General features: G+C 42.3%; 1 protein-coding gene. It reads left to right on the top strand.

Annotated elements, in window-relative coordinates:
• The coding region (locus tag LKX83_RS32410) for a SufB/SufD family protein (protein WP_227887391.1) at positions 1 to 293 on the top strand (293 nt) is incomplete at both ends.

Here is a 293-nt window from a genome sequence, read left to right as displayed (position 1 = left end):
ACCGGATTGCAGCTCTACCATCGTATCGAAGAGTATTAGTAAGCATGGCGGTAAAGTAACGTACCGCGGTCTTGCGAACTTTGGCCGTAAGTCTGAAGGCTCCAAGTCTAATGTGAAGTGCGATACCATCATTCTTGATAAGCTGTCAACTTCTGATACCATTCCATACAATGAAATCTTGAATAAGAATATTACACTTGAACACGAAGCAACAGTATCGAAAGTAAGTGAAGAGCAGCTCTTCTACCTGATGAGCCGTGGCTTAAAAGAAGACGAAGCGACACAAATGATTA

The sequence above is a fragment of the Cohnella baijiui genome (assembly GCF_020731285.1).
Taxonomy (GTDB): domain Bacteria; phylum Bacillota; class Bacilli; order Paenibacillales; family Paenibacillaceae; genus Cohnella.
The sequence above is the reverse complement of the archived record's forward strand: the minus strand, read 5'-3'. Positions and strand labels throughout refer to the sequence as shown.